Origin of the sequence: Desertibaculum subflavum (assembly GCA_003576705.1) — a bacterium.
In the GTDB taxonomy this organism is placed as follows: domain Bacteria; phylum Pseudomonadota; class Alphaproteobacteria; order Ferrovibrionales; family Ferrovibrionaceae; genus Desertibaculum; species Desertibaculum subflavum.
In genome coordinates this window covers 39,577-62,070 of sequence record QOZS01000007.1, presented here as the reverse complement: position 1 = coordinate 62,070, position 22,494 = coordinate 39,577, and the positions used below count along the sequence as shown (strand labels likewise).

Annotated in this window: 22 protein-coding genes; 13 read left to right on the top strand and 9 right to left on the bottom strand. The window is 68.3% G+C overall.

The annotated features are described in order from the left end of the window. Nucleotides 1–52: 52 nt before the first annotated feature. The 7 genes from DT074_RS05380 to DT074_RS05350 all read left to right on the top strand — a co-directional run bounded on the left by DT074_RS05380 (nucleotide 53) and on the right by DT074_RS05350 (nucleotide 7,860). On the top strand, nucleotides 53–1,519 hold the full coding sequence (locus DT074_RS05380) for a TIGR03016 family PEP-CTERM system-associated outer membrane protein (RefSeq protein WP_368744459.1): 1,467 nt from the start codon (nucleotides 53–55) through the stop codon (nucleotides 1,517–1,519). A 2-nt stretch (nucleotides 1,520–1,521) separates the two neighbouring features. After that, nucleotides 1,522–3,648 carry an XrtA/PEP-CTERM system-associated ATPase gene (locus tag DT074_RS05375; RefSeq protein ID WP_119418794.1) on the top strand — a complete coding sequence of 709 codons (2,127 nt, stop codon included), beginning with the start codon at nucleotides 1,522–1,524 and terminating at the stop codon, nucleotides 3,646–3,648. After that, entirely contained in the window at nucleotides 3,638–4,537 is a 900-nt protein-coding gene (locus DT074_RS05370) for an XrtA system polysaccharide deacetylase (RefSeq protein WP_368744437.1), read from the top strand. Before DT074_RS05375 ends, DT074_RS05370 begins: the two co-directional genes overlap by 11 nt. After that, nucleotides 4,534–5,580, top strand: a complete 1,047-nt coding sequence (locus DT074_RS05365; RefSeq protein WP_119418793.1) for a FemAB family XrtA/PEP-CTERM system-associated protein — start codon at nucleotides 4,534–4,536, stop codon at nucleotides 5,578–5,580. The genes DT074_RS05370 and DT074_RS05365 overlap by 4 nt, the downstream gene beginning before the upstream one ends. 98 nt (nucleotides 5,581–5,678) lie before the next feature. Next, the gene (locus DT074_RS05360; RefSeq protein WP_438503665.1) at nucleotides 5,679–6,428 is read left to right on the top strand and encodes a class II aldolase/adducin family protein; all 750 of its coding nucleotides are present in this window, start codon (nucleotides 5,679–5,681) and stop codon (nucleotides 6,426–6,428) included. Nucleotides 6,429–6,430: 2 nt separating this feature from the next. Beyond that, nucleotides 6,431–7,651 (top strand): MFS transporter, encoded by a 1,221-nt coding sequence (locus tag DT074_RS05355; protein WP_119418791.1) that lies wholly within the window; start codon nucleotides 6,431–6,433, stop codon nucleotides 7,649–7,651. Beyond that, entirely contained in the window at nucleotides 7,648–7,860 is a 213-nt protein-coding gene (locus DT074_RS05350; protein WP_119418790.1) for a hypothetical protein, read from the top strand. The genes DT074_RS05355 and DT074_RS05350 overlap by 4 nt, the downstream gene beginning before the upstream one ends. 4 nt (nucleotides 7,861–7,864) lie before the next feature. Here DT074_RS05350 and DT074_RS05345 read toward each other — a convergent pair whose 3' ends face one another. Then, the gene (locus DT074_RS05345) at nucleotides 7,865–8,503 is read right to left on the bottom strand and encodes a TetR/AcrR family transcriptional regulator (protein WP_119418789.1); all 639 of its coding nucleotides are present in this window, start codon (nucleotides 8,501–8,503) and stop codon (nucleotides 7,865–7,867) included. 251 nt (nucleotides 8,504–8,754) lie between these two features. Between DT074_RS05345 and DT074_RS05340 the strand changes: the two genes are divergently transcribed. The 5 genes from DT074_RS05340 to DT074_RS05320 all read left to right on the top strand — a co-directional run bounded on the left by DT074_RS05340 (nucleotide 8,755) and on the right by DT074_RS05320 (nucleotide 14,438). Beyond that, on the top strand, nucleotides 8,755–9,750 hold the full coding sequence (locus tag DT074_RS05340; RefSeq protein WP_162914643.1) for an efflux RND transporter periplasmic adaptor subunit: 996 nt from the start codon (nucleotides 8,755–8,757) through the stop codon (nucleotides 9,748–9,750). Further along, a complete protein-coding gene (locus DT074_RS05335; RefSeq protein ID WP_119418787.1) occupies nucleotides 9,750–12,890 on the top strand; it encodes an efflux RND transporter permease subunit in 3,141 nt (1,046 codons plus the stop codon). The genes DT074_RS05340 and DT074_RS05335 overlap by 1 nt, the downstream gene beginning before the upstream one ends. A gap of 119 nt (nucleotides 12,891–13,009) precedes the next feature. Next, nucleotides 13,010–13,315 (top strand): hypothetical protein, encoded by a 306-nt coding sequence (locus tag DT074_RS05330; protein ID WP_119418786.1) that lies wholly within the window; start codon nucleotides 13,010–13,012, stop codon nucleotides 13,313–13,315. Nucleotides 13,316–13,329: 14 nt separating this feature from the next. Next, the gene (locus DT074_RS05325) at nucleotides 13,330–14,052 is read left to right on the top strand and encodes a TIGR02466 family protein (RefSeq protein WP_162914642.1); all 723 of its coding nucleotides are present in this window, start codon (nucleotides 13,330–13,332) and stop codon (nucleotides 14,050–14,052) included. 101 nt (nucleotides 14,053–14,153) lie between these two features. Further along, nucleotides 14,154–14,438 carry a hypothetical protein gene (locus DT074_RS05320; protein WP_119418784.1) on the top strand — a complete coding sequence of 95 codons (285 nt, stop codon included), beginning with the start codon at nucleotides 14,154–14,156 and terminating at the stop codon, nucleotides 14,436–14,438. A 1-nt stretch (nucleotide 14,439) separates the two neighbouring features. Here DT074_RS05320 and eno read toward each other — a convergent pair whose 3' ends face one another. The 7 genes from eno to tpiA all read right to left on the bottom strand — a co-directional run bounded on the left by eno (nucleotide 14,440) and on the right by tpiA (nucleotide 21,023). Continuing rightward, nucleotides 14,440–15,717 (bottom strand): phosphopyruvate hydratase, encoded by a 1,278-nt coding sequence (gene eno / locus DT074_RS05315; protein ID WP_119418783.1) that lies wholly within the window; start codon nucleotides 15,715–15,717, stop codon nucleotides 14,440–14,442. 90 nt (nucleotides 15,718–15,807) lie between these two features. Then, complete coding sequence (gene kdsA / locus DT074_RS05310) at nucleotides 15,808–16,647, bottom strand: 3-deoxy-8-phosphooctulonate synthase (RefSeq protein WP_119418782.1); 840 nt, start codon at nucleotides 16,645–16,647, stop codon at nucleotides 15,808–15,810. A 1-nt stretch (nucleotide 16,648) separates the two neighbouring features. After that, nucleotides 16,649–18,283: a CTP synthase gene (gene pyrG, locus DT074_RS05305; RefSeq protein WP_119418781.1), complete on the bottom strand. Its 1,635-nt coding sequence runs from the start codon at nucleotides 18,281–18,283 to the stop codon at nucleotides 16,649–16,651. 95 nt (nucleotides 18,284–18,378) lie between these two features. Then, the gene (secG, locus tag DT074_RS05300; protein WP_119418780.1) at nucleotides 18,379–18,693 is read right to left on the bottom strand and encodes a preprotein translocase subunit SecG; all 315 of its coding nucleotides are present in this window, start codon (nucleotides 18,691–18,693) and stop codon (nucleotides 18,379–18,381) included. 125 nt (nucleotides 18,694–18,818) lie between these two features. After that, the gene (locus tag DT074_RS05295) at nucleotides 18,819–19,508 is read right to left on the bottom strand and encodes a methyltransferase domain-containing protein (protein WP_119418779.1); all 690 of its coding nucleotides are present in this window, start codon (nucleotides 19,506–19,508) and stop codon (nucleotides 18,819–18,821) included. Then, a complete protein-coding gene (locus tag DT074_RS05290; protein WP_119418865.1) occupies nucleotides 19,505–20,239 on the bottom strand; it encodes a spermidine synthase in 735 nt (244 codons plus the stop codon). Before DT074_RS05290 ends, DT074_RS05295 begins: the two co-directional genes overlap by 4 nt. Before the next feature lie 31 nt (nucleotides 20,240–20,270). Next, nucleotides 20,271–21,023 (bottom strand): triose-phosphate isomerase, encoded by a 753-nt coding sequence (tpiA, locus tag DT074_RS05285; RefSeq protein ID WP_119418778.1) that lies wholly within the window; start codon nucleotides 21,021–21,023, stop codon nucleotides 20,271–20,273. Between the two features lie 69 nt (nucleotides 21,024–21,092). On the opposite strand from tpiA, the gene DT074_RS05280 reads away from it, so the two are divergent. After that, complete coding sequence (locus tag DT074_RS05280; protein WP_119418777.1) at nucleotides 21,093–21,797, top strand: 2-hydroxychromene-2-carboxylate isomerase; 705 nt, start codon at nucleotides 21,093–21,095, stop codon at nucleotides 21,795–21,797. On the opposite strand, the gene DT074_RS05275 is transcribed toward DT074_RS05280, so the two are convergent. Then, nucleotides 21,703–22,485 (bottom strand): ZIP family metal transporter, encoded by a 783-nt coding sequence (locus tag DT074_RS05275; RefSeq protein WP_119418776.1) that lies wholly within the window; start codon nucleotides 22,483–22,485, stop codon nucleotides 21,703–21,705. The genes DT074_RS05280 and DT074_RS05275 overlap by 95 nt on opposite strands. Nucleotides 22,486–22,494 lie beyond the last annotated feature (9 nt).

The window sequence follows — 22,494 nt, the reverse complement described above, 5'->3', positions numbered from 1 at the left end:
CACCGGTGCCGGTGCGGGCTTGTTTTGTCTGTTCGGGAGTTGCCTCGTGCTGATGCCGACCGCGCGGGCCGGCGAGTGGCAGATCGATCCGTTCGTCGAGGTCCAGGAGACCTTCACCGACAACGTCAACAGCAGCTCGGGCTCGGCGAAGGAATCCGACCTGATCACGCGGCTGACCGGCGGCGTCGTCCTGTCCGGAACCGGCCGGCGCGCCCGCATCAACCTCAACTACTCCCTGACGAAAGAGCTCCATCTCGACCATACCGAGCTGGATGACCTGTCGCAGCAGGCGGCGGCCATCGGCAACATCGAGATCATCAAGGATTCGATCTTCCTCGATGCGAGCGGGTCGATCGCGCGCACCTCGATCGACGAGGGCGGGCAGGTTTCGGCGACCGATCGCAATACCGGGTCGAACCAGCAAGACATTTACGTCTATTCGATCAGCCCCTATTGGCGGCACCGCTATGCCGGTTTTGCCGAATCGGAGCTGCGCCTCACTCGCAGCCAGTCGTTCACCTCGACTCCCAGCAGCTCGACCGGCGGCGGCGGAACCGGAACGGCGGGCCGTGCCACCGACACCGAGAGCCACAGCGCATCGGCCCTGCTCTCCAGCGGCAGCGACTTCACCCGCTTCCTGTGGCGGCTCAGCGGCTCGGCCACGGAGAGCAAGCGCGACCGCGGCACGCTCACCGCGCTGAACGCCGACGCGACCTCGCAATACAACATCAATTCGGATTTCGGCCTGCTCGGCACCGTCGGCATCGACGATATCGACGATGCGGGCCTGACGCGCGACGTCAGCGGTCCCTACGCGCTCGGCGGCTTCGTCTGGACGCCGAGCGACCGGACGCGGCTGCGCTTCCAGGCCGGCTGGCGCTATCAGGACGTTTCGTTCAGCGGCGACGCCCGCTGGGACATCACCGCCCGCACCACCTTCACGGCGTCCTATTCCGAGAGCGTCGGCCTGGCCATCGACCAGTACCTCAACGCGCTCGGCGAGACGCAGATCGATCCGCGCGGCCGCTTCGTCGACCGGCTGACCGGCCAGTCCTTTACCGGCCGCGGCATCGGCGGGTTGCCGACGACCGACAACCTCACGCTGACCAGGCGGTTCCTGGCGAATATCGGCACCACCTGGACGCGCGACAGCATCAACCTCTCGTACGCGCATATCGAGCAGGACACGATCACCGACGACAATCCCGGCACGGTCACCGGCCCGGGACTGCGCAAGGAAGATTCGGTGTTCTTCACCTTCGGGCATCAGCTGTCGCCGCTGTTGTCGTCCTTCCTGACGCTCAGCTATTCCGAAAGCTATGGCAGCGGCGGCGACGGCAGCTCCGATCAGAGCTACCGCGCCACAATCGGCCTCAACTATCTGTTCAGCGACACGCTGACGGGCTCTTTGAGCTACAGCTTCCTGAAGCGCAACGAATCCGGCGGCACGGGCGGCGCGGGCAGCACCGGCGACTTTACGGAGAACGCGATCGTCGCGACGCTGCGCAAGACGTTCTGACCATGTACGCCCCGTTCTACAATCTGGTGGCCGAGCCGTTCCAGCTCACGCCGGACCACCGGTTCTTCTTCCCGAGCTCGGTGCACAACCAGGCGCTCGCCCATCTCACCTACGGGCTGAACCAGGGCGAAGGTTTCATCGTCATCACCGGCGATATCGGCGCCGGCAAGACGACGCTGGTCGCGCATCTTCTGGCCACGCTGGACAGCCGCAAGTATATCGCCGCCAAGGTCGTGACCACCCAGCTCGATGCCGACGACCTGCTGCGCTCGGTGGTCACCGCCTTCGGGGTCAAGGCCGACCTGACCAGCAAGGCCGACATGCTGCGCCAGTTCGAGGCGTTCCTGACCCACAGTCACCGCTCGGGCAAGCGCTGCCTGCTGATGATCGACGAGGCGCAGAACCTGACGGCGTCGGCGCTGGAAGAGCTGCGGATGCTGTCGAACTTCCAGGTCGGCGAGCGCGCGCCGCTGCAGAGCTTCATCCTGGGCCAGCCGCAATTCCGCGCCGTGCTGAATTCACCCGAGCTCGAGCAGCTGCGCCAGCGCATCATCGCCAACTACCATCTCGGCCCGCTCGACGTGCCGGAGACGCAGTCCTATGTCGAGCACCGCCTGCACACTGCGGGCTGGAAGGACGACCCGACCCTGGCGCCGGAGGTGTTCGACGCCATCCACCGCTACACCGAGGGCGTGCCGCGGCGCATCAACAACTTGTGCAACCGGCTGTTCCTCTACGGCTTCCTGGAGGAGAAGCACCATTTCGACGCATCCGATGTCGAGCGCGTCGCACAGGACCTGACGCGCGAAGAGAATCCCGACATCCGCGGCAAGGACCTGGTCGGCCTGCCGCGCGACCGCATCACCATCGTGCCGGACAGTGCCGCCCTGAACGAGCTGCGCCAGCGCATGGAGATGATCGAGCAGCGCCCGGCGCCGGCCGGCGACCCGCGCGCGGTGGACGATCTGCGCCGCCGGCTCGACCTGATCGAGGAATATGTCCGGCTGCGCGCCATGGCCGACCGCGCCTTCGAGGACCTGGTGCGGCGGGTGGCCAGCATCGAGGAAGCCGCGTCCCGCCCGGCGGCGCCCGCGACCGATCCGGAACTCGCCCGCCGCCTGACGGAGACCGAGGCCAGGCTTGACGGGCTGATCGCCGAGAATTTCGCGGGCCGCCTTCACGCGGTGGAGGAAGCGGCGGCCAAGCCCGCCCTGCCGACCGAGCTGGTACAGCGCCTCGCCGCCGTCGAGGCCAAGGTCGACGGCGTGGCGAGCGAAGGCATCGCCGCCCGGCTGAAGGCCGTCGAAGAGGCGAAGGCGGCGCCTGCCGTTCCTGACGATCTGGCGCTGCGACTAGGCGCGCTGGAAGCGAAGGTCGAGAGCGCGGCGGCCGAGGATCTCGCCGGGCGCCTGCGCGCCGTCGAGAGCGCCGGGCCGGCATCCGGAATTGCACCGGAGATGGCCGAGCGGCTGGCCGCCGTCGAGGCCGCTTTCCGGGATACGCCCCGCGGCATCGCGCCGGCGCAGATCGAAGAGCTCGAGGCCCGTCTGGGCGCGGTTCCGGCATCGCTGGCCGAGCGGCTCGACCGGATCGAGGCGGCGCAGGAGCGCGAACGCGCCGCGCTCGTCAAGCGCTGCGACGGAATCGAGAAGCAGATTGCCAAGCTCGGCGACAACGCCAAGAGCGTTCCCGGCGGCGCGGCGGCGGCGGCCGAGCTGAAAGAGCTTGCCGACCGCGTCAGGACGCTGGAACAGCGCAAGCGCGGCGACGCGGATGGCGACGCGCTCGCCGCCCTGGAGGCGCGGCTGCGCAAGCTCGAGCGCAAGCCGGCGCCGGCACCGGCCGAAGGTCTCGACACCATCCGCCAGCGCATCGACGGCATCGAGGCGACGCAATCGGCCGCCGCGGCGCTGACCGGCACCGTCACCGAGCTGACAAGCCGCCTTGAGAATATCGATGCGGCTTTGCGGAGCCTGCCGCGCAACGGCGCGCTGCAGGATATCGGACCGCGGCTCGATGCGATCGAAGGCGCCCTGTCGACGCATCAGGCCATGCTGCGGCGGGCCATCGGGCTTGCCGCCGGCCTGCTCGAACGCGGCCGCGTGCGGGAGGTTCGCGATGCAAGCTGATACGTTGGAACGCACGACGGTGCCGGCGCAGGGCGAGCCCGCCACGGGGCTGGTCAACGCGATGACGGTCGACGTCGAGGATTATTTCCAGGTCCAGGCCTTCTTCGATCATATCGACCGCGCCGCCTGGGACCGCCTGGAAAGCCGCGTCGAGCGCAATGTCGACCGCATACTGGGGTTGTTCGACGAGGCGGGCGTCAAGGCTACTTTCTTCACGCTCGGCTGGGTCGCCGAGCGCTATCCGCAGCTGATCCGCCGCATCGTCGCGGAGGGCCACGAGCTCGCCAGCCACGGCATGGCGCATTTCCGCGCCGACGGCCAGTCGCCCGCGTTGTTCCGCGAGGATGTGAGCCGCGCCAAGAAGCTGCTGGAGGATGCCGGCGGCACGCGCGTCAACGGCTACCGCGCCGCCAGCTTCTCCATCGGCAGCCGGAACCTCTGGGCCTTCGAGGTGCTGGCGGAGGCCGGCTACACCTACAGCTCCTCGGTCTATCCGATCCGGCACGACATCTACGGCATGCCGGAGGCGCCGCGCTTCGCCTTCAAGCCGGAGGAAGGCGCCGGGCGCATCGTCGAGCTGCCGGTGACCACCAATGTGCTGTTCGGGCGCAAGGTGCCGTGCGGCGGCGGCGGCTGGTTCCGCCTGCTGCCTTACGCCTGGTCGACTTTCCACATGCGCCGTGTCAATGCCCGCGACGGCAAGCCCTGCATGTTCTACTTCCATCCCTGGGAGATCGACCCCGGCCAGCCAGTGCAGCATCAGGCCGGCCTCAAATCGCGGCTGCGCCACTACACCAATCTGGAGCGCATGGAGGGCAAGCTCGCCCGCCTGCTGCGCGACTTCCGCTGGGGCCGGATGGACCAGGCCTTCGCCGCCGATCTCGCGTGAGTTCCGCGACGACCATACGCGCCGCGTCGGAGGCCGATGCGGCGCGCTGGGACGGCTTTGTCGAAGCCGCGCCCGATGCGACGTTCTTCCACCGTTTCGGCTGGCGCGAGGTGGTGGCGAACAGCTTCGGCCATGCGACACACTACCTGATCGCCGAGCGAGGCGGCGCCGTGGTCGGCGTGCTGCCGCTGGTGCACCAGAAGACGATGCTGTTCGGCAACGGCCTGATCTCGACCGCGTTCTGCGTCGAGGGCGGGCCGATCGCGGCCGACGAGGAAGCGCGCGCCGCGCTCGACCGTGAAGCGCTCGCCCTGCTCGAACGGACGGGGGCGCAGTATCTCGAATATCGCAGCGCCGTCCGCCGACATGCGGATTGGCCGGCCAAGACCGATCTCTATGCGGTGTTTCGCCGACCCATCACGGCGGATCGGCAGAAGAACCTGCTGGCGATCCCGCGCAAGCAACGCGCGGTGGTGCGCAAGGCGCTCGACCAGGGCAAGCTCAAGATCGCCGTCGACGCGACGGTCGACCGCTGCTTCGCAGTCTATGCCGAAAGCGTGCGCAATCTCGGCACCCCGGTCTTCCCCAAGCGTTACTTCGCCAACCTGAAGCGCGTCTTCAGCAACGATTGCGAGATCGTCACCGTCGAAGACGAGGCGGGCAGCGCCGTCACTTCGGTGATGAACTTCCACTTCCGCCAGCAGGTGCTGCCCTATTATGGCGGCGGCACACCGGCGGCGCGGGGCAACGGCGCCTACGACCTGATGTACTACGAGGTGATGAACAAGGCGGCCGCGGAGCGCGGCGCCACGCTGTTCGATTTCGGCCGCAGCAAGGCCGGCACCGGCGCCTTCGCCTACAAGAAGAACTGGGGCTTCGAGCCTACCTTCCTGCAATACGAATATCGCCTGCAGGGCCTGGACAAGGTGCCGGAGAACAACCCGCTGAACCCGAAATACCAGCTGTTCATCGCTCTCTGGAAGAAGTTGCCGCTGCCCCTCGCCAACTTCCTCGGCCCGTTCGTGACCCGCGGGCTCGGCTGAGGCTTTCTCGCCGGTCTGGTGTATAGTCGAGGCAACCCGATAGGGAGGAAATGGCCGTGCAACAGCAGGCATCCGTTACCGGGATCGATCCCTACAAGATGGCACCCGATCAGGCCGAGCGAATGCTGCGCGTGCAGCTCGCCGCCGCCTATCGCCTGGTCGATCATTTCGGCTGGACCGAGCTGATCTATGGCCACCTGACGGCCCGCGTGCCGGGGCCGGAGCCGCATTTCCTGATCAACCCTTACGGCCTCAACTACGACGAGGTCACGGCATCGAACCTGGTCAAGATCGATCTCGACGGCAATGTGGTGGACGACAGCAACTATCCGGTCAACTACGCGGGCTTCGTCATCCACTCGGCGATCCACATGGCGAACTCGGCCGAGCACAAGGTGGTGATGCACACCCATACCCGTGCCGGCATGGCGATCGCGGCGACCGAGGAAGGCCTGAAGCCGGTCTCGATGGGCTCGACCGGCTTCTTCGAGCGGCTGGCGACGCACGATTACGAAGGGCCGAGCCTCGAGCTCGACGAGCGTGAGCGTCTGCTCGCCCATCTCGGCGACAACAAGGCGATGATCCTGTGGAATCACGGCCTGCTGGTCACCGGTCGATCGGTGCCGGAAGCTTTCCTTCGCCTCTACCGGCTCGAACGCGCCTGCCAGGTGCAGCTCGATGCCGCTGCGGCGGGCACGCTCCGCGTGATACCCGACGACATCGCCCGCAAGTCGGGCCAGGGCATCGATGCCTTCTCGGCCAAGGAATCGCAGAACGGCGTCGGCGATCTCGAATTCGCCGCCCTGGTGCGCAAGCTCGACCGCATCGATCCGAGCTACCGCCACTGAGCATGCGCGCATTGCCGCTACGCGTCTGGCTCGTCCTGCTGGCGGGCAGCATGATCCTGCTGCTCGCGCTCGGCACGCGGTCGAGCTACGGCGTGTTCATCCGGCCGATGACCTTGGATCTCGGCTGGAGCCGGGAATTCTTCGCGCTCGTCATCGGCATCCAGAACATCGTCTGGGGCCTGGCCCAACCGGTGGTCGGCGGGCTTGCCGACCGCTTCGGCCCGCGCCGTACCCTGACCGTCGCCGGCCTCGTCTATGCCGGCGGCATCTGGCTTTCGGCCGCCAGCACGTCGCAGGTCGCCTTCACCTGGGGCACCGGCTTCATGGTCGGCATGGGGCTGGCCGGCCTCGGCTTCTCGGTGGTGCTGCCGGCGGTGGCGCGGATGGTGGCGGCCGAGCAGCGCTCCTTCGTGATGGGCATCGGCACCGCCTTCACCTCGCTCGGCCAGTTCATCATGGTGCCGCTCGGCCAGGGCTTCATCCAGGCCTATGGCTGGCCGGTGGCGCTCGCCGCGATCGGCGCCATGGTGGCAACCAGCGTGGCTCTGGCCCAGGCGCTGCCGGCCCGCGCGTCGGATGCCGGCGGCCACCAGCAATCGCTCGGCAGTGCGCTGCGCGAGGCGGCCGGCCATTCCGGATTCCTGTTGCTGACCGCCGGCTATTTCGTCTGCGGCTTCCACGTCACCTTCGTCGGCATCCACCTGACGCCCTATCTCGCCGACCAGGGCATCCCGCCGCACCTTCAGGCCTGGCCGCTCGCCCTGATCGGGCTCGCCAACGTGGCGGGCTGCCTGATCGCCGGCCGGCTGGGCGACCGGTTCCGGCAGAAGCACCTGCTGGCCGGGCTCTACGGGCTGCGCGCCGTGGTGGTGCTGTGGTTCCTGTTCACCCCCGTGACCTTCGCCTCGGCGGTGATCTTCGCCCTGGCCTTCGGGTTGCTCTGGCTGTCGACGGTGCCGCTCACCACATCCCTGGTCAGCCGGATTTTCGGCCTGACCCATCTCGGCACCTTGTCCGGGATCGCCTTTCTCGGGCACCAGGTCGGCGCTATCTTAGGCGTGTGGCTCGGCGGGGCCGTGTTCGACGCCACCGGATCCTACGACCTGGTCTGGTGGGCATGTATCGGGCTCGGACTGCTCGCCGCGGCCTTGAATGCGCCGATCGACGACCGGACGATCCGGCGTGAGGCGCGGACGGCCCAGGAGCGTGCGGCGGTGGCATGAGCATTTGGCTGGAGCAGACGGCACGAAAGCCCGCCCGGGAGCCCTCCTCCGGGCGGCGCTGGCCGCTATGGCTGGCCGGCGGCGCGATCGGGCTTGCCGTCGCCGTGTTCGCAGCCGGCGACGCGGTGGCGCCGATCGCCGACTTCCTGGTGACCCGGGTGATCGAGCCGTTCAGCCAGATCGCGCTGCAGGGCTTTCTCTGCCTTTGAGCCGCTATTTCCGCGCCGCATAGGCACGCAGGAACATCGCCACCACCCCGCGCACATGCGCTTCGGCCTGCTCCGGCGAAAGCGCGATCGGTATGCCGCACAGCGCCTTCATGCAGTAGTGGCTCTTCACCATGTCGCAGAACTGGATGGCGGCGGTCTCGATGTCGTCGATGGCAAGCCGCCCGCGGGCGACCTGGTGCGCCAGATAGCGGCCGACCTTGGCCTTGCCCATGTCCGGGCCGTTGGCGAAGAAGGTTTCGGCGATCTCCGGCGCCTGGCCGCCTTCGGCGACGATCAGGCGCATCGCGGCCAAGCCCTCCGGGCTCATCACCAGCTCGAACAGCCGGCGGCCGAACTCCATCAGTGCCTGTTCCGGCAGACGGTCGGCAATGCCCTCCTCGTCGAACACGTCGGTGACCTGGGCGCAGCGGCTCTCGATCAGCGCCTTGAACAGGCCGTCCTTGCTGCCGAACAGCTCGTACAGCGTCTGCAGCGACCCGCCCGAGCGGCGCACCACATCGGCCAGGCTGGTGGCGGCATAGCCCTTGTCCAGGAACAGCTCGGCCGCGGCCTCCATCATGGCCTGGCGGCGGATATCGCGCCTTGTGCTGCGGGCGGCGGCATTTTCGATCGCATGGGTCATTCCAACGCTTCTCCTGACCTCCCCAATTGACTTCCCTCTTGCCTGCTCATGTAATGTAATCTACATTACACCTCAAGCGGCCGTTATGAAGGCCGTCACTCCGCGGTTCGAAAGGGCAGGCAGCCATGGCTACGCGGTTCTTCTTGCGCTTCCGATCAGTTGATATATTCTCGTCCGTCATAATGGCCAGCGCGCTCGCCCTTTCGCTGTCCGGCTGCAACGAGTCGGCGGCTTCCAAGTCCGAGGAACCGGTGCGTCCGGTCCGGGCCGAGCGCGTGCGCTTCGAGCCGGCCGGACAGGCCATCGTTCTGGCGGGCACGGTGGCGCCACGGCTGGAGGCCTCCCTTGGTTTCCGCGTCGCCGGCAAGATCGTGGCCCGCCCGGTCGATGTGGGCAGCCGCGTCAAGCCGGGGACGGTCATCGCCCAGCTGGATCCCGAGGATTATCGCCTGCAGCTGCGCGCGGTCCAGTCGCAGATCGAGGCTGCCGAGGCGGATCTGGTGAAGGCCCGCGCCGATCTCGCCCGCTACGAGGGCATCAAGGGCAGCCCCGCCTTCAATGCCGCGACCTATGACCAGCGGCGCATGGCGGCCGACACCGCCGCGGCCCGCCTGGACCAGCTGCGCAACCAGGTGAAGCTCGCGGGCAACCAGGTCGACTACGCCGTGCTGCGCGCCGATGTCGAGGGCGTGGTCACCGCCGTCGCGGCGGAGCCGGGTCAGACCGTCGCGGCCGGCCAGCCGGTTGTGAAAGTCGCCCGGCTCGGCGAGAAGGAAGTGGCGGTGCAGGTGCCCGAGCAGCGGGTCGAGGAGATCCGCGCCGCCGGCGGCGGCGAGGTCGCGATCTGGGCCCTGCCCGACCGGCGCTACCGCGCCAGCCTGCGGGAGCTGTCGCCCTTCGCGGATCCGGCCGTCCGCACCTATGCCGCGCGCTTCACCATCCACGGCGCCGGCGATGACGTGCGGCTCGGCATGACGGCGACCTTGAACTTCGCGCCGAAGAGCGACGTGCCGGTGGCGGCGCTGCCGCTCACCGCGCTCTACCAGCAGGGCAGCGAACCGGCGCTGTGGGTCGTCGACCCGGCGAGCGGCAAGCTCAGCCTCAAGCCGGTGCAGGTCGCGGCCTATCTCGCCGACGCCGTCCTGGTGGCGAGCGGCATCGAGGAAGGCGACCTCGTGGTCACCGCGGGCGTGCACAAGCTCGACGCCGCGCAGCGCGTGCGCCTGCTCGGGGCGCCGCGGTCGTGATGCACTTCAACCTCTCGCGCTGGGCGCTGGAGCACAGGACCTTGGTCCTGTTCTTCATGCTGCTGCTCGGCGCCGCCGGCACCTGGTCGTATCTCAAGCTCGGTCGGGCCGAGGATCCGCCGTTCACCATCAAGGTGATGGTGATCTCGACGCAATGGCCGGGCGCGACCGCACGCGAGGTCGAACTGCAGGTCACCGACAAGATCGAGAAGAAGCTGCAGGAAGTCCCCTATTACGACTACGTCCAGTCCTATTCGCGGCCCGGCGAGTCGGTCGTGAAGATCGTGCTGCAGGACACGACGCCGCCGAAGTCGGTGCCGGATTCCTGGTACCAGGTGCGGAAGAAGATCGGCGACATCCGCGGCACCTTGCCGCAAGGCGTGATCGGGCCGTTCTTCAACGACGAGTTCGGCGACGTCTACGGCACCATCTACGCGTTCCACGGCGACGGGTTCAGCCCGGCGGAGCTGAAGCAGATCGTCGAGGACGTGCGCCAGCGCCTGCTCTCGGTGAAGCATGTCGGCAAGGTCGACCTGATCGGCGCCCAGAAGGAGAAGGTCTGGGTCGAGTTCAGCCACAAGAAGCTCGCCGCCATGGGCCTGACCGCGCAGCAGGTGTTTGACGTCCTGCAGCGCCAGAACGCCATGGTCTCGGCCGGCCTGGTGGAGACGCCGACGGCGCGCATCCCGCTCCGCATCGAGGGCGACGTCTCCCGCGTCGCCATGATTGCGGCGCTGCCGATCGCCATCGACGGCAAGACCATCGCGCTCGGCGACGTGGCCGAGATCAAGCGCGGCTACGAGGACCCGCCGAGCTTCCTGATGCGCCACAACGGCAAGCCGGTGCTGGGGCTCGCCGTGTCGATGCGCGCCGACGGCAACAACCTCGAGCTCGGCGCCGCGCTGGCGGCCGAAATGGACAAGATCAAGGCGGCGCTCCCCGTCGGCATCGAGGTCGAGAAGGTGGCCGACCAGCCGAAGGTGGTGGAGCAGTCGATCTCCACCTTCGCCAAGGCGCTGGCGGAAGCGCTCGGCATCGTGCTGCTGGTCAGCTTCCTGTCCCTGGGGTTCCGCACCGGCATCGTCGTCGCGTTGTCGGTGCCGCTGGTGCTTGCCATCACCTTCATGGTCATGGACATGGCGGGCATCAACCTGCACCGCATCTCGCTCGGCGCGCTGATCATCGCGCTGGGCCTGCTGGTCGACGATGCGATCATCGCAGTGGAGATGATGGTGGTGAAGCTCGAGGAGGGCCTCGACCGCATCAAGGCGGCGAGCTTCGCCTATACCTCGACCGCCTTCCCGATGCTGACCGGCACCTTGGTTACCGCGGTCGGCTTCGTGCCGGTCGGCTTCGCCAAGTCGGCGGCCGGCGAATACACCAACGCCATCTTCTGGGTCGTCGCGATCTCGCTGATCGTGTCGTGGATCGTGGCGGTCGTGTTCACGCCCTATCTCGGCTATCAGCTGCTGCCGGATTTCGCCAAGAAGCGGCAGGCCCGGCAGGACGCGCATGGCGGGCGCGGCGCTCATGCCGGCCATGGCGTGCATGACGGGCGCATCTACCAGGTGATCCGCAGCGTCGTCACCTGGTGCGTGACCTGGCGCAAGACGGTGATCGCGGCGACCGTGCTCGCCTTCGCCGCCTCGATCGTCGGCTTCCGCTTCATCCCGAACCAGTTCTTCCCGAGCTCTTCGCGCCCTGAGCTTATGGTCGACATGCGTCTCGCCGAAGGCTCCTCGATCCAGGCGACGCTCGCGGCGGCGCAGCGGCTCGACAAGTTGCTCGCCGACGATCCCGGCGTCGAGCAGTTCGCCACCTATGTCGGCGGCAACTCGCCGCGCTTCTACCTGCCGATGAACCCCGACAACCCGATGCCGCACTTTGCGCAAGTCGTGGTCAAGACCAAGGGGCTGGACGAGCGCGAGGGCGTGCTGGCGCGGCTCCGCCATCTGTTCGAGAACGATTTCGTCGAGCTACGCGGCCGCGTGACCCGGCTCGAGAACGGCCCGCCGGTCGGCTATCCGGTGCAGTTTCGCGTCGTCGGCAAGGAGCCGCAGGAGATCCGCCGCATCGCGGAGGAGGTGCGCGGCGTGATGCGCGCCAATCCCGATACGCGCAACGTGAACCTGGAATGGAACGAGCTTGCCAAGGCGGTGTCGCTCGACATCGACCACGCCAAGGCGCGCGCGCTCGGCGTCAACCCGCAGGACCTCGCCACCACGCTCAACACCATCCTGACCGGCGTCACCGTGACGCAGTACCGCGAGGGCACCGAGCTGATCGACGTGGTGGCGCGCGCGGTGCCGCAGGAGCGGCTCAAGCTCGGCGATCTCGCCTCGATCAACATCCGCACTGGCAACGGGGCCAACGTGCCGCTCGATCAGATCGCGCGCATCCGCTACGAGCTGGAGGAGCCGATCCTGTGGCGGCGCGGCCGCGAGACGATGATGAGCGTGCGCGCCGACATCCGCGACGGCGTGCAGGCGCCGACGGTCAGCGCCGCGATCGACAAGGATCTCGCCTCGCTCCGTGCCACGCTGCCGGACGGCTATCGGATCGATATCGGCGGATCGTCGGAGGAGAGCCGCAAGAGCCAGGCATCGATCAACGCGATGATGCCTGTGATGCTGCTGCTCATGCTGTTCTTCCTGATGGTGCAGCTGCAGAGCTTCCAGCGGCTGTTCATGGTGCTGCTATCGGCGCCACTCGGCTTGATCGGAGTCTCGGCGGCGCTACTTCTGTTCCAGCAGCCGATCGGGTTCGTCGCCATGCTCGGCATCATCGCACTGGCCGGCATGATCATGCGCAACTCCGTCATCCTGGTGGACCAGATCGACACCGACATCAGGTCGGGCGAAAGCGCGTGGGACGCGGTGATCGGTGCGACGGTGCGCCGCGCGCGGCCGATCGCGCTGACCGCCGCAGCGGCGATCCTCGCCATGGTGCCGCTGTCGCGCGATGTGTTCTGGGGGCCGATGGCGGTCGCGATCATGGGCGGACTTGCCGTCGCGACCCTGCTGACTTTGCTGTTCCTGCCGGCGCTCTATGCGGCGTGGTTCCGCGTGCAGCGCCCGGCGGCGATCGCCGACACCTCGGAAGCGGCGCCGTTCGCGCCGGGCCTGGTGCCAGCGGAATGAGTAAACGGGACGTGACCGGGCGTGAACGGATGAGCGTCACGCACGGGCACGTTCTCTCGTACAGAGTTCGTGTGCGCGCAGGTTCGCGCGCGGCCGAGTTTCGGTAAGGAGTGCGGGCCATGAAGCCGAGTTCCGACATCCCCGATTATGCGGCTTCCGCCGTCGGCCGTGCCCGGCCGACCCTGGCGGCGCTCGCGGTTGCCGGGCTGGTCGCCGTCGCGGCTGCTGTTGCGGTGCTCGGCACGACGACCTCCGGCCCGGGCTCCACCGTGCATCCCAAGGCCCCTGCCGTGCAGTACGAGCCGAACTATTGCGAGCCGGACGGCACGTTCTGCGAGCCGACATATCTCTCGCCGCCGCCGGCACACCCCGCGCCGGCCGGCAGCGGATTGCTCACCAGCCAACGCGAGACGCCGTCGGGCTGACGGTGGGGATCCGCATGCAGGCCGTCATTCCTTCCGCCGCCGCGCCGCAGGCAGGGCGGCGGCTCGACGTGCATGGACTGTTCGCGACGCCGCTGGCGCAGGGACGGATCGACAATGCCGCCAAGGTGAACGGCGAGCTCAGCCGCGCCATCCTGGAACATGAGCGCACAACGCCGGGCCGCCGCGTGTCGATCGCCGGCGGCTGGCAATCGGATATCGATTTCCCGCGCTGGTCCGGCCCGGCCGGCGAGCATCTCTTGGCCACATTGCTCAGCGCCGTGCGCAGCATGACGCGCATCCGCCCAGGCATGAACTATGCGCCGAACTGGCGCGTGTTCGCCTGGGCCAATGTGATCCGCCGGGGGCATTTCAACCACCCCCATATCCATCCCGGCAATTTCTGGTCGGCGGTCTACTACGTCGACGATGGCGGCCCGGCCGGGCCCGATTCCGGGGGCGAGATCGAGTTCTACGATCCGCGCGGCGCCGCGCCGGCGATGTACAACCCCTTCGTCGCCGCCGCGACGCCGGATGGCGAGGCGGGCGGCGCGTCGGTGAAGATCGCGCCGACTGCGGGCGCGTTCCTGATCTTCCCGTCCTACCTGCGCCACGCGGTCAACCCCTATCGCGGCGACGCGACGCGCATCTCGGTCGCGGTGAATTTCGCCCTGAACGATGCGGAGGCCGAAAGCGGCCTCGCCTGGCCGGGACCGCGGGCGGATTTCGCCGCGATCTGACGGCGGCTCCGTGGCCCCGCATGGCCCGGCGGAGCAGCCATGCGGCAACCGCAGGGCGCAGTTAACGCTTTGCCAACCGTGGTGGCTCTACGCCATGGGGCATGATGCAGCTCGAATGGCATAACCCGTCGCGGCAACTCGTCCCCCTCCACCTGGAGGAGGCGATGGAGCGCAGCCAGTTCGGCCTCGCCGGATTGCTGTTTTCGGCCGCCATGGGGCTCGCGACGCTGGGCGGCGTCGCGGTCGGCATCGTCACGCCTGCCCCGGCGCGCGAGGCGCCGGGCCTGCTGGCGCATCAGCAGCCGGTCGAGGAATGCAGCGTCGCCGAACTCGCCTGCGTCTACGGCGTCGATATTTCCGGGACGGCCGAGTCGGTCAGCCGCTGAGTCAGCGCGCCAGCGCGCCGCGGCCGCCATAGCGGGCCATCGGCCCGAGCGCCTCTTCGATGCGGATCAGCTGGTTGTATTTCGCCGTGCGGTCGGAGCGCGCGAGCGAACCGGTCTTGATCATCCCGCAATTGGTCGCCACCGCGAGATCGGCGATGGTCGCGTCCTCGGTCTCGCCGGAGCGATGCGACATCACGGCGCGATAGGCGTTGCGGTGGGCGAGCTCCACCGCCTCCAAGGTCTCCGACAAGGTGCCGATCTGGTTCACCTTGACCAGGATGGCATTGCCGACACCCTGCTTGATGCCTTCGGCGAGGCGCTTCGGGTTGGTGACGAAAAGATCGTCGCCGACCAGCTGGACCTTGCCGCCGATCGCATCGGTCAGCGCCTTCCAGCCGGCCCAGTCGTCCTCGGCCATGCCGTCCTCGATGGAGAGGATCGGGTATTTCGAGGTCAGGTCCTGATAGAACTTCACCATCGCGGCGGCGTCGCGCACCACGCCCTCGCCTTCGAAATGATACTTGCCGTCGCGATAGAACTCGGTCGAAGCCGTATCCAGCGCCAGCGCGATGTCGCTGCCCGGCTTGTAACCCGCCGCTTCGATCGCCTTCATCACGAAGTCGAGCGCCTCGGTGGTCGATTTAAGGTTCGGCGCGAAGCCGCCCTCGTCGCCGACATTGGTGCCGTGGCCCGCATCGGAAAGCCGCTTCTTCAGGGTGTGGAACACTTCCGAGCCCATGCGCACCGCGTCGGCGAGCGTCGGCGCGGAAACCGGCATGATCATGAATTCCTGCACGTCGATCGGGTTGTCGGCATGCGCGCCGCCATTGACGATGTTCATCATCGGCACCGGCAGGACGTGGGCATTGGCCCCGCCGACATAGCGCCAGAGCGGCTGGTCGAGCTCGACCGCCTGCGCCTTGGCGATGGCGAGCGAGACGCCGAGAATGGCGTTGGCGCCGAGCCGTGCCTTGTTCGGGGTGCCGTCGAGATCGATCAGCACGCGGTCGAGCGCCAGCTGCTCGCCCGCCTCGCGGCCCGACATCGCATCGAAGATCTCGCCGTTCACCGCATCGACCGCCGCGCGCACGCCCTTGCCGAGGTAGCGGCCCTTGTCGCCGTCGCGCTTCTCCACCGCCTCATGCGCGCCGGTCGAGGCGCCCGACGGTACCGCGGCGCGGCCCACCGCCCCACTCTCCAGGATCACGTCGACCTCGACGGTCGGGTTGCCGCGGCTGTCCAGAATCTCGCGGGCCTTGATGTCGACGATCGCGCTCATGGGCGGGCAACTCCTTGTCGGAACGGCGGAAAGCCGGAATGCGGGGCGGCGAAGGGATAGCCCCGCCGTCAACAGGTGGCAAGGCCTGGATCAGCTCGCCTTGGTCAGCCGGTCCAGCGCCACCAGCCGCTCGAGCAGTGCCGGCATGTCCTTGAACGGGACCATGTTGGGGCCGTCGGAGGGGGCGCTGTCGGGGTCCTCATGCGTCTCCATGAAGACGGCGGCGCAGCCGACGGCGACGGCCGCGCGCGCCAGCACCGGCACGAACTCGCGCTGGCCGCCCGAGGTCGCGCCCTGCCCGCCCGGCTGCTGCACCGAATGCGTCGCGTCGAACACGACCGGGCAGCCGGTCTGCGCCATGATCGGCAGCGCGCGCATGTCGGAGACCAGCGTGTTGTAGCCGAAGGAGACGCCGCGCTCGCAGAGCAGCAGGTTCGGATTGCCGCAGGAATCGAACTTCTCGACGATGTTCTTCGCATCCCACGGCGCCAGGAACTGGCCCTTCTTCACGTTGACCGGCTTGCCGGTCTCCGCCGCCGCGACCAGCAGGTCGGTCTGCCGGCTGAGGAAGGCGGGGATCTGCAGGATGTCGACCGCCACGGCCACGGCCGCGCATTGCTCCGGCGCGTGGATGTCGGTCAGCACCGGCACGCCGAGCTGTTTCCGCAGATCCGCGAAGATCGGCAGCGCCGCATCCAGGCCGATGCCGCGGTTCGACTTGATCGAGGTGCGGTTCGCCTTGTCGAACGAGGTCTTGTAGACGAAGGGCAGGCCGAGCTTCGCGGTCAGCGCCTGCAGCTTGCCGGCCATGTCGAAGGCGTGGTCGCGGCTCTCCAGCGCGCAGGGGCCGGCGATCAGCACGAAGGGCAGGTCGTTGCCGAAGGTGACATTGCCGGCCTTCACATGGCGCGGCTTGGCGCTCGCTGTCATGTCACACCAGCCGCGACTGATCGACCGCCGCCTTGATGAAGGAGGCGAAGAGCGGATGCGGTTCGAACGGCTTCGACTTCAGCTCCGGATGGAACTGCACGCCGACGAACCAGGGATGCGCCGGGATCTCGATGATCTCCGGCAGCATGTCGTCGGGCGACATGCCGCAAAACCGCATGCCGGCCTTCTCCAGCTCCGGCCGGTAGGCGGTGTTGACCTCGTAGCGATGGCGGTGGCGCTCCTCGATCCGGGTCGCGCCATAGATTTCGGCGACGAGGCTGCCCTCCTGCAGCTTGGCCGGGTAGGCACCGAGACGCATGGTGCCGCCGAGATCGCCGTTCGCCTTGCGCCGCGCGATGTCGTTGCCCTGCATCCATTCCGTCATCAGGCCGACCACCGGCTCCGGCGTCGGGCCGAACTCGGTCGAGGATGCGTTCTTGATGCCGACCAGGCTGCGGGCCGCCTCGATTACCGCCATCTGCATGCCGAAGCAGATGCCGAAATAGGGCACGCGGCGCTCGCGCGCGAAGGTGACGGCGCGGATCTTGCCCTCGGAGCCGCGCTCGCCGAAGCCGCCCGGCACCAGGATGCCGTGCACGCCTTCGAGATGTGCGCTGACCAGGTCCTGGTCATGCTCGAAGATCTCGGATTCGACCCATTCGAGATCGACCTTCACGTTGTTGGCGATGCCGCCATGGGCGAGCGCCTCGGCCAGCGACTTGTAGGCGTCCTTCAGGCCGGTGTACTTGCCGACCACGGCGATCTTGACCTCGCCTTCCGGCGCCAGCACTCGGCGCACCACGTCGGTCCAGCGGTCGAGAGCGCGCAGCGGCGCGTCCTGGATGCCGAAGGTCTTCAGGATCTGCTCGTCGAGCCCGGCCTCGTGATAACTGAGCGGCGCTTCGTAGATCGAGCGCACGTCGAGCGCCGGCACCACCGAGGCGATCGGCACGTTGCAGAACAGCGAGATCTTCTTGCGGTCGCCGTCGGGGATCGGGCGGTCGCTGCGACAGAGGATCACGTCGGGCTGGATGCCGAGCGATTGCAGCTCCTTGACCGAGTGCTGCGTCGGCTTGGTCTTGAGCTCGCCGGCCGCGGCGATATAGGGCATCAGGGTGACGTGCACATAGAGCGCGCGCTCGCGGCCGAGCTCCAGCCCCAATTGCCGGATCGCCTCGAGGAACGGCAGGCTCTCGATATCGCCGACCGTGCCGCCCACCTCGATCAGCACGAAATCGTGCCCTTCGGTCTCGGAGACGCAGAATTCCTTGATCGCGTCGGTGATGTGCGGGATCACCTGCACGGTGGCGCCGAGATAGTCGCCGCGCCGCTCGCGCGCGATCACGTTCTGGTAGATGCGGCCCGTGGTGATGTTGTCGCTCTTGCGGCTCGGCACGCCGGTGAAGCGCTCGTAATGGCCGAGATCCAGGTCGGTCTCCGCCCCGTCATCGGTGACGTAGACCTCGCCGTGCTGGTACGGCGACATGGTCCCCGGATCGACATTGATATAGGGGTCGAGCTTGCGCAGGCGCACCTTGTAGCCGCGCGCCTGCAACAATGCGCCGAGCGCCGCCGCCGCCAGACCCTTGCCGAGTGAGGAAACCACGCCGCCGGTTATGAAGATGAACCGCGTCATGGGCTTTCAGCCTATCCGATTCGGAACCCGAACAGAAGCCGCCGCGTGTCGCGGCAGCCATGTTCTGGCGGGCAGGTAGTGCGGCGCTGACGACCCTATTGCGAACGCGGGACCGTCGGCTGTGCCGGGGCAGCCGGTTGGCTCTCGGTCGCCGGCGCCGGCCGGTCGACGATCGAGCTCGGCGCCCGGTGGGTGCCGGCATAGATCGCCAGCGTGATCGAGGTGGCGAAGAAGGCGGCCGCGAGGCCCGCCGTGGTGCGGGTCAACAGGTTGGCGGTGCCGCGGATCGACATGAAGCCGCCGCCGCCCCCGCCGATGCCGAGCGCCCCGCCCTCCGATTTCTGCAGCAAGACGACGCCGATCAGCGCAACGGCGATCAGGCTGTGGAGAACGAGGATGACGTTGAGCATGGCGGGCCCTTGGGGAAAGGCGGGCTTCTACACCAAAGGTCCGCCCCCCGCCACCCTCCAAGCCATGCCGCCATGAGTCCCTAGGCCGCTGCCTGCTGACATGGAATATTGTGTAGTATACAATTTCATTTCGAGTCCGCCTTGCGCATCAGCGCGATATCCTTGGCCGGGATTTCGCAGGACCAGCCGCGGGCGGCCGCGACATGGCGCAGCGTCGCCTCGCGATAGAAGACGACATGGGTCGGATCCCGGCGATAGTGCCAGCCGGCAAACCGGGCATCCTCGGTCTGGAAGCAGGTGGTCAGGCCGAGCCAGCCACCGGGCCGCAGCAACCCGTCCAGGCGCTCGAATTCCTCCGCCGGATGGTGGAAGTGCTCGATCACCTCGGTGCAGGTGATGAAGTCGTAGGCTTGCTCGAGCGCGGCGGGATCGGGGCGGAAAAGTGGGTCGTAAACGGTTATCGAGTGCTTGGCCTCGCGCAGCATCGCGGCCAGCGCCGGACCCGGACCGCAGCCGTAGTCGAGGCCGCGGCTCCGCGGCGCCAGCCGCGCGAGCAGCGGTTCGGCCAGCCGGGCGAGGAACCGGCGGTAGCGTGGGTCATCCGCGTCATTCTCGTGACGAAGGTAGTAGGCGCTGGCGTCACGCCATGACGGCCTCTGGCCGGGATCGAGGAAGCTCGCCTCGCATGCCTCGCAGCGCCAGTAGTCGAACCCATCGGCGCGGATGAGCGGCCGCGGATCGCCTTGCCGGCAGACCGGGCAGATGCCGGCGGCGCGCCAGCCGGCAGTCCTGGCCCCGCCTTCGGCGGTCGTCATCCCGCGGCTGGCGATGCGGCCTTGCGGCCGAGATAGACCGACTGGGTGTAGGAGCAATTCCGCAGCGGATTGTGAAAGGTAACCGGCTCCACCCGCGCCTCGGCGAAAACACCGGCCAAGCGCTCGACGAAGGCCGGATCCGGCAGATCGTCCGACCACAAGGCGAACATGCCGCCGGGGCGAAGATGCGCCGCCACGCGGCGGAGGCCTGGGGGAAGGTAGAAATCCGTGCTGCGGCCGTCGAGCAGCGCGGCCGGTGAGTGATCGATATCCACCAGGATGGCATCAAAAAGCCGTCCGGGGCTGTCGGGATCGAGGCCCTGGTCGGACGCGGCGAGCGCGAAGAAATCGCCGCGAACGAAGCGGCAGCGCGGATCGGCCGTCAGCTGCGGCCCGAGCGGGGCCAGACCGGTCGCATGCCAGTCGATCACCGCTTCCAGCAGCTCGACCACCACCAGCGACCGCACCGACCGGTGCTGCAACACAGCCTGCGCCGTGTAGCCGAGGCCGAGCCCGCCGACCGCCACCTCCAGCGCGTCGCCGGCCAGCGCCGCCAGGCCAAGCCGGGCGAGAGCGACCTCGGATGCCGTGAACAGGCTCGACATCAGGAACTCGTCGCCGAGCTTGATCTCGTAGACGTCGACATCCAGCCGTAGCTCGCGGCGGCGGCGCAGACTGATCGCGCCGATCGGCGTCGGACGATAGTCGAGCTCCTCGAAAAACCGGCTCATCGGCGGCACGCCGGTCGCGACCCGAACCACTTCATCCTGCCGCCTCGACGATCGGCCAGAAATCCGCAGCCTTCAGGCTGGCGCCGCCGACCAGCGCCCCGTCAACATCCTTGAGAGCCAGGATTTCCTTGGCGTTGGAGGGTTTTACCGAGCCGCCATAGAGGATGCGGAAATCCGCGCCCTGGCTGAGCCAGTCGGCCAGCCGCCGGCGGATGGCGGCATGCACCGCGGCAATGTCGTCCTCGGTCGGGGTGCGGCCGGTGCCGATCGCCCAGACCGGCTCGTAGGCGATCACCGTATTGGCCGGCGTCGCCGCCTCGGGCACCGAGCCTGCGACCTGGCCGGACACAATCTCGATCGTCCGGCCGGCATCGCGCTGCTCCAGAGTCTCGCCGACGCAGATGATGGCGGTGAGGCCGGCGCGGTGCGCCGCTTCCGCCTTGGTCCGCACGAGGCCGTCGGTCTCGCCATGATCCGCCCGGCGCTCGGAATGGCCGACGATGACATGGCTCGCCCCGGCATCGGCCAGCATCTCGGCCGAGATGTCCCCGGTATGGGCGCCCGAGGCCTTGACGTGGCAATCCTGGCCGCCGATGCCGATGCCGCTGCCGCGGACCTGGACGGCGAAATTGGCGGCCAGGGTGGCCGGCGGGCAGATCACCACCTCGGCGGCCGGGCGGGTGGCGGTCACCCGCTGCTGCAGCAGCGCCAGCTCGACGGCACCGCTTTCCTGCAGGCCGTTCATCTTCCAGTTGCCGGCGATCAGGGGGCGCCTCGTCGTCATCGCGTGTTAACCTCTTGTGGCGGGGCGGGCGGCGATCTTAGCCCCGTCGCGCCGGAATGGGAGTAGCGGGTGGGCCGTACGATCGAATTCTGGTTCGACTTCGCCAGCCCCTATGCCCGGATCAGCGCGGCCCGGATCGAGCGGCTGGCGGCGCCGGACGGCATCGCGGTGCGCTGGCGCCCGTTCCTGATCGGCCCGCTGCTGGCCAAGCGGCCGGGCCAGGCCTCGCCGTTCCAGAACGCCGCCCCGGCCCAGGCCCGCTATCGCCGGCGGGATGTCGAGCGGCTCTGCGCCGACGAAGGCCTGCCGCTCACCTGGCCCTCGACCTATCCGCGCGGCAGCCTGCTGGCGACGCGGGTCGCGCTGATCGGCGCCCGCGAGGGCTGGGTCGCCGTTTTCGCCCGCGCCGTGTTCGAGGCGAACTTTGCCGCGGACCGCGATATCGGTGCGCCCGAAATCGTGGCCGATCTGCTCCGCGCCCGCGGCCTGCCGGCCGAGGCGCTGATTGCCGAGGCCGCGACGGAGCCAGTCAAGCAGGCGCTCAAGGCGGCCGTGGCCGAAGCCGAGGCGCGCGGCGTGTTCGGCACGCCGAGCTTCCTGGTGGGCGACGAGCTGTTCTGGGGCAATGACCGCCTGGAACAGGCGATCGCCTGGAACAGGCGATCGCCTGGGCGCGGCGCTAAGAGAGATCCAAGACCATCATCAGGGCGAAACCGACGAACAGCGCAGCCGTCGCGCCGCCGGCGAGGCCGGGGCGATGCGTCTCCGGGATGATCTCGTCCGAGACCACGAACAGCATGGCGCCGCCGGCGAAGCCGAGCGCCCAGGGCAGGAGGCCGGCGCCAATGGCGATGGCCGCTGCGCCGAAGCCGCCGCCGAGCACTTCGAGCAGGCCGGTGCCGGCGGCGACCAGGAAGGCGAATAGCCGCGTATAGCCGAGGCCGAGCAGCGCCACCGCGACCGAGAGCCCTTCCGGCAGGTTCTGGATGCCGATGCCGAGCGTCACCGCCAGCGCGTCCCTGGCATCGCCGCCGGAGGCGCCGACGCCGACGGCGAGACCTTCGGGAAAATTATGGATGGCGATGGCGACCACGAACAGCCAGATGCGGGAGAGCCGCCCCGGATCGACGCCTTCCAGGCCCTTCTCGAAATGCTCGTGCGGCAGGCTGCGATGCACCAGGGTCATGGTCAGGCCGCCGGCGAACAGGGCGGCGACGACGCCGAGCACGGCGAAGCGCGTATCGGCCAGCGTCTCGCGTGCCGCCTCGATACCCGGCAGCAGCAGCGAGAACACGGTCGCCGCCAGCATGATGCCGGCGGCGAAGCTGAGCAGCAGGTTGTTCAGCCGCTCCTGCATCCCGTTGAGCAGGAAGACCGGCAGCGCGCCCGCCGCGGTGGCGCCGAAGCCGGCGATCACGCTGGCCAGCAGGCCGGTGCCGAAGGTGGAGAGTTCGAATTCCATCGCCCCGCT